Annotated in this window: 5 protein-coding genes; 3 read left to right on the top strand and 2 right to left on the bottom strand. The window is 62.4% G+C overall.

Annotated features, from left to right (window positions below; all coding sequences use genetic code 11):
* Positions 1-147: 147 nt before the first annotated feature.
* The 3 genes from cobT to cobC are packed head-to-tail and all read left to right on the top strand — an operon-like array spanning position 148 to position 2,523.
* Positions 148-1,197, top strand: a complete 1,050-nt coding sequence (gene cobT, locus ACRXB1_RS31220; protein WP_449494242.1) for a nicotinate-nucleotide--dimethylbenzimidazole phosphoribosyltransferase — start codon at positions 148-150, stop codon at positions 1,195-1,197.
* A 7-nt stretch (positions 1,198-1,204) separates the two neighbouring features.
* Positions 1,205-1,966, top strand: coding sequence for an adenosylcobinamide-GDP ribazoletransferase (locus ACRXB1_RS31215; RefSeq protein WP_062169470.1), 762 nt, complete (start codon positions 1,205-1,207; stop codon positions 1,964-1,966).
* Positions 1,951-2,523 carry an alpha-ribazole phosphatase family protein gene (gene cobC, locus ACRXB1_RS31210; RefSeq protein WP_449494241.1) on the top strand — a complete coding sequence of 191 codons (573 nt, stop codon included), beginning with the start codon at positions 1,951-1,953 and terminating at the stop codon, positions 2,521-2,523. Before ACRXB1_RS31215 ends, cobC begins: the two co-directional genes overlap by 16 nt.
* A 2-nt stretch (positions 2,524-2,525) precedes the next feature.
* On the opposite strand, the gene ACRXB1_RS31205 is transcribed toward cobC, so the two are convergent.
* Both ACRXB1_RS31205 and cobD read right to left on the bottom strand, forming a co-directional pair.
* Positions 2,526-3,416, bottom strand: a complete 891-nt coding sequence (locus tag ACRXB1_RS31205; protein WP_449494240.1) for a cobalamin-binding protein — start codon at positions 3,414-3,416, stop codon at positions 2,526-2,528.
* Position 3,417: 1 nt separating this feature from the next.
* A complete protein-coding gene (gene cobD, locus ACRXB1_RS31200) occupies positions 3,418-4,416 on the bottom strand; it encodes a threonine-phosphate decarboxylase CobD (protein ID WP_449494239.1) in 999 nt (332 codons plus the stop codon).
* Positions 4,417-4,535: the final 119 nt, after the last annotated feature.

Raw genomic sequence — 4,535 nt, 5'->3', positions numbered from 1 at the left:
TGGCCACGCGCATGCCGGCCCGGTCCGCGAAGTCCTCACGCCCGAGCGCGCGAGTGTTGCGTTTGGCTATCCGCTAACCTTGATTCAGCAGGACGGACACGAAGCGCTCGTGCCCGCGATGCGCTCACCTCAACGATGAACACGACCATGCCCGATACATTTCCCCGCGTTGAACCGCTCGACCGGTCGATGACAGCCGAGCTGCAACATGTCATCGATACAAAGACAAAACCGCCCGGCAGTCTCGGACGGCTGGAGTCGCTAGGGCTTCAAATCGGGCTGATCCAGCGGACGGCGAGACCGCGTATCGAACGTCCGGCAATGATCGTTTTCGCGGGTGATCACGGCATTGCGGCCGAAGGCGTGAGTCCGTTCCCGCAAGAAGTGACCGTACAGATGGTCGCGAATTTCATCGCGGGCGGGGCGGCGATCAACGCGTTGTCGAAGGCGTCGGGCATGACGCTCGAAGTCGTGGATGCGGGCGTGGCGAGTGCATCGCCTGCAGCGGAAGGTTTCGTCGATGCCGCCATCCGTCGCGGCGGCACGCGCAACTTCGCGCACGATCCGGCCATGACACGCGACGAAGCGTTGCAAGCCATCGCAAAGGGCGCAGAACGTGTGCGGCATCACGCGGCGCTCGGCACGAACGTGATCGGCTTCGGCGAGATGGGGATTGCGAATACATCGGCGGCGGCTTGTTTGATGAGCCGGCTGTGCGCGCTCGAGATCGACGCGTGCGTGGGACGAGGCACAGGTCTTGATGACGCCGGCCTCAACCGCAAGCGCGACGTGCTCGCTGCAGCGCTGAAAAAGCACGCAATTTCGCCGGACCCGGTCGATACGCTCGCCACCTTTGGCGGCTTCGAAATCGCGATGATCGCCGGCGGGTTTCTTGCCGCGGCCGAAGCGCGGATGACGATACTCGTGGATGGTTTTATCGTCACGTCGGCGTTGCTGGTTGCGCACGCCATCAACCCCGCCGTACTCGATTACTGCGTGTTCGCGCACGCGTCGGATGAAACGGGGCATGCGCGAATGCTCGAATATTTCAATGCGAAACCATTGCTGCAACTCGGATTGAGGCTCGGTGAAGGCACGGGCGCTGCGCTCGCGTTGCCGTTGTTGCGTGCGGCCGTGGCGTTCATCAACGAGATGGCGAGTTTCGAATCGGCGGGCGTATCGGATAAGGCCTCCTGATTACGCCATGAACCGGCTATCGCAGGAACTTCGATATTTCTTCACCGCGCTCGGGTACTTCACCCGCGTGCCGGTGCCGCGCTGGGTCGGCTTCGAGCCACATTACCTGAACGCGGCAGCGCGCTATTTTCCGTTGATCGGCGTGATGGTCGGCGGCGTCGGCGCAGTGGTTTATCTTGCGGCGTTGCAGGTTTTTCCGGCGGGCGTTGCGGTGTTGTTATCGATGGCCGCAACGCTGCTCCTGACCGGCGCGTTCCACGAAGACGGGCTGGCCGATTGCGCCGATGCCTTCGGCGGCGCCTACACCCGCGAGGACGCGCTGCGCATCATGCACGACTCGCGCATCGGCGCGTATGGCGCGATTGCGTTGATCGTGGTGCTGGCGTTGAAGTGGCAAACGCTGGCTTCCACGTTGCCGCTGCGCACTGCATGGATGATCGTCGGCGCGCATGCCGCGAGCCGCACGTTCGCGATCAGCTATCTCTGCACGCTCGAGTATGTGCGTGCCGAGGGCAAGGCGAAACCGGTCGCTCAGAAGATGGGTTCAGGCGCGTTCGCGTTGGCCGCAGTGATCGGCTTGCCGTGCTTGTTTTGGCCCGACTGGCGGCTTGGCTGCGTGCTGCTCGTGGCGCTTGTCGTGATGCGGTTTTTCATCGGGCGATACTTTGTCAAGCGCATCGGCGGATATACCGGCGACTGCCTCGGCTTCGCGCAGCAGCTTTTCGAAGTCGCAATCTACTTGATCGGACTCGCATGGATCTCGTCCTGATTCGCCATCCGGCTGTGGGTATCGACGCCGGGATTTGTTATGGCCGTACCGATGTTCCGCTCCTCGGCGACGCAGCGGAATCGGCGCGTTTATTGGACGAGCGTTTGACTGCGCTAAGGGTGCCGGCCATCAAAGGCTCCTGGTACACGAGTCCGTCAAGCCGATGCCGTCTGCTGGCCGAATCATTAGGCCCGGTCCAAACCGATCCGCGCCTGCAGGAACTCGACTTCGGCGCCTGGGAAGGTGAGCGTTGGGACGGCCTCGATCGCGCGATGCTCGACGCATGGGCCGCAGATCTGGAGCATGCGCGCGAGCATGGCGGCGAGAGCGTTGCGCAGTTTGCCGGGCGTGTAGCCGGTTGGGCGGATTCGGCTTTGAGCGCTGATAACGAAGAACCAGTTCACGTTGTCACACACGCCGGCGTCATACGCGTTCTCACCGGCCATCTGCTCGGCATAAAACGCGCGAACGTCATTCAATGGCCGCTGGATTTCAGCGCGATCGTGTGGCTCAGACGCGTGCGCGGCGAGTGGCTGCTCGTGCGATGGAACGCGTGACCTTACTTCGGACGCCTGGCGCGGGCAGCGTCCAGGTCCTTACATAGCGCCTTGGCGCCAAGCGCGAGACGCGGTGTTGGCCGGTTGATCAGATCGCCGTCTATGCCGAAGAGATTGCCGCGCTCGACGGCTTTCATCGAAGGCCATTTGCGCCATGTTTCAAGCGATGGCAACGCGCGTTCCGATTTCGTCGCGCCGGGCGTTGCGGTGACGATGGCTTCAGGATCGGCAGCGAGGACGGCTTCGGTCGAGATCGTCGGAACAAGCGGTTTCAGGTCGGCAAATACGTTGCGGCCGCCGCATAGTTCGATCACTTCACTCACCGTGTTCGAGCCGTTGAGCGTCATCAGCGGATCGTCCCAGACCTGATAGAACACGCTCACGGGCGGCTGGTCTGCATAACGTGCCCGCAAACCATCGACGTCGTGACGGAACGCATTCGACGCTGTGTTCGCTTCATTCGATGTGCCGAGCAGGACGCCGAGTTTATCGATGGTCGCGGGGATGTCTTCGAGCTTGTGCGGCTCGCTGAAGAACATCGGCACATGCAGTTCGCGCAACCGGTCGAGCTGGCGCAGCGCATTGCCATGCCGCCAGACGACGATCAGATCGGGTTTCATTGCGACGATGCGTTCGAGATCGAGCGATTTGTTGTCGCCGACACGCGGTATCGATTTCGCTTGCGGCGGGTAATCGCTGTATTCCACTGCGCCCACGATCCGGTCGCCGCCGCCCGCTGCGTAGAGCAACTCGGTGACATGCGGCGCGAGGCTGACGATGCGCTGCGCCGGTGCGTTCAACGTGACGGCCGCGCCGGAGTCGTCGGTGACGGTGAGGGCGTGGGCTTGCGTGGTGACAAAAAAGAACAGCGCGACCAGGAGGCGGAAGGTCATGTCATTGGTTGCCGGCGGCTTTTTTAAACGCTTCTGAGAACCTCGACCATTCGCCTTCCGATCGCGTCAGCCCGATCCGCAGACTCGGCGATTTGCCATGCTCGAACAGCCGCGTCCAGATCCCTTTTTGTGCCAGCGTGTGTTGCAACGCTGCCGCGTTCGAGGTTTCGAACCACGCAAAAAGTGGCGTCGAAAAAGCCTCGAAACCCCGGGCGCGAATCAATGCTGCGAGTCTCGCGCTATCGTGAGCGAGCACTTCGCGCGTCGCTGTTTGCCACGCGTGATCATTGAACGCAGCCGATACCGCATGCCGTGCCGGACCACTCACTGTCCACGCGCCGAGCGTTTCGTTCAACGCGTCGCGTAAAGGCTGAGACGCGAGCACGAACCCGGCGCGAATTCCCGCCAGGCCATAGAACTTGCCGACCGAACGCAGCACGACCAGCCCTTCGCGGTCACTTTCGGATGCCAATGAAGCGTCGTTGTATGCATCGGCGAAGGCTTCATCGATGATCAGCGTACCGCCGCGTGCCGACAGTTGGTCGTGCCATCCGAGCAGGACGTCACGGCCTGATTGTTGTGTCGTCGGATTGTTGGGATTGGCAACGATCACGTGATCGACGTCCTCCGGCAAAGTCGTGGACGTCACATCCAGCGGCACGATCCGATGCCCGGCGCGTTCAAACGCCGGTGCATATTCGCCGTAAGTCAGCGGCGCAACCGCCGCGACGCCTTTTCGCAGCAATGAAGGCAATGCGCGAATTGCCGCCTGGCTTCCCGCAACGGGCAACGCGCCCGGCGCACCGTAATGTCTCGCCGCAAGCTCGGCAAAACCATCGGCGTCTTCGGGCAAGCGACGCCAGGCATCGACGGGAACAGGGGGAACCGGATAGGCCCGCGGATTGATCCCCGTCGACAAATCCAGCCAGTCCTCCAGCGCAATCCCATACCGCCGCGCGGCTTCGCGCAGATTGCCGCCGTGTCGTATCGGTTCAGCCATGAAACCCCGCGCCCATGAAAGCCAGCACCAGCAACAGCACGAGCCAAAGCACTGTAGTGCGTTCGACGAGCCGCAGCGCCGCGACCACGTGCTTGGGCGTCGCGGTCACGCCGAAGCCA

The sequence above is a fragment of the Caballeronia sp. M23-90 genome, assembly GCF_053574605.1.
The sequence above is the reverse complement of the archived record's forward strand: the minus strand, read 5'-3'. Positions and strand labels throughout refer to the sequence as shown.

Bases quoted from the DNA above. Each gene is read 5' to 3' on its own strand.
- cobT (WP_449494242.1), top strand. From the start codon at position 148: ATGCCCGATACATTTCCCCGCGTTGAACCGCTCGACCGGTCGATGACA.
- ACRXB1_RS31215 (WP_062169470.1), top strand. From the start codon at position 1,205: ATGAACCGGCTATCGCAGGAACTTCGATATTTCTTCACCGCGCTCGGG.
- cobC (WP_449494241.1), top strand. From the start codon at position 1,951: ATGGATCTCGTCCTGATTCGCCATCCGGCTGTGGGTATCGACGCCGGG.
- ACRXB1_RS31205 (WP_449494240.1), bottom strand. From the start codon at position 3,416: ATGACCTTCCGCCTCCTGGTCGCGCTGTTCTTTTTTGTCACCACGCAA.
- cobD (WP_449494239.1), bottom strand. From the start codon at position 4,416: ATGGCTGAACCGATACGACACGGCGGCAATCTGCGCGAAGCCGCGCGG.